This is a genomic window from Mycobacterium sp. IDUB_19 (assembly GCF_055419445.1).
This window is the reverse complement of record NZ_JBVAXR010000176.1, coordinates 1-949: the sequence shown is the minus strand read 5'-3', so window position 1 is coordinate 949 and position 949 is coordinate 1. Positions and strand designations below refer to the sequence as shown.

Sequence of the window (949 nt, the reverse complement as noted above, 5' to 3'; positions counted from 1 at the left end):
TGCGTCTGGGGCGGCTGGTCCGATTCAGAAGCGTCCGAGATACTGTGCGTCCTTGAAATCAACGCCGAAAACCAGATAGTGGCACGCGTTCTGTTCGATGCCGACGACATCGACGCTGCCTTCGAGGAACTCGAAACCCGCTATCTTGCAGGCGAAGCGGCCGCCCACTCACGCACGTGGTCGGTTGTCGCCGCGGGATACGCCTCACTCAACCGGTACGAAGTCCCCGAATCGGCGCCGGACTACGTGAACATCGACCGCCGGCTACGTGCGACGTTCGAGGCGAGTGAATTGGCCAAAAATCTGCGTGCTGCTTGGGATCTCACACCAGATCTAAATGGCTACATCGAGACCGCACACCGCCTGAGCGACCTAGGAGCTGTCGTCACGCATGCTGCGCATGGGACCTCACATGAAGGCTTGAAGGCCGAGTGGCGCGGGGTTCACCTATTAACGCTAGACGCCGGCATGGTCAACCGGTGTGAGATGTTCGACGAGGCAGACCTCGACCTAGCGCTCGCGCGGTTCGACGAACTCGAAAGTTAGTGCAGCGCTGTCAATCGCGGTGAAGTGGTGGCTCCTCAGGAGTCCAGGCGGGCGGCTGGCCCGGTTGCCCAGGAAATAGGAAGTCGATGAAAGCAGACGCTGTGGGTTGCGGTTCGTGGTTGGCGAGCCCTGGCCGTTCGTTGGCTTCGATGAATGCGTAGTCAACGCCGGTGATATCGGGAACGAGTAAATCGATGCCCGTCACCGGAATGCCGATCGCCTCCGCCGCCGCGACCGCTACCCGACAAAGATCCGGATGCACCTGGGCGGTGACGTCGTGGATCGTGGCGCCCTGATGCAGATTGGCGGTGCGGCGAACGCGGAGTCGAATTCCTTCGGGCAGCACATCATCCAGCTTCCAACCCGCATCACGGACTGTCGCCTCGGTGAGGTCGTCGAGCGG

1 protein-coding gene and 1 pseudogene are annotated in these 949 nt (G+C 61.3%); one reads left to right on the top strand and one right to left on the bottom strand.

Annotated features, from left to right (window positions below):
- A partial coding sequence (locus ACZY0B_RS27745) for a hypothetical protein (RefSeq protein WP_463767422.1) occupies positions 1-546 on the top strand: 546 nt, incomplete at its 5' end.
- Positions 547-556: 10 nt separating this feature from the next.
- Here the strand turns inward: ACZY0B_RS27745 and ACZY0B_RS27740 are convergent.
- Positions 557-949, bottom strand: a pseudogene (locus ACZY0B_RS27740) (N-acetylglutaminylglutamine synthetase); the annotation flags it as partial.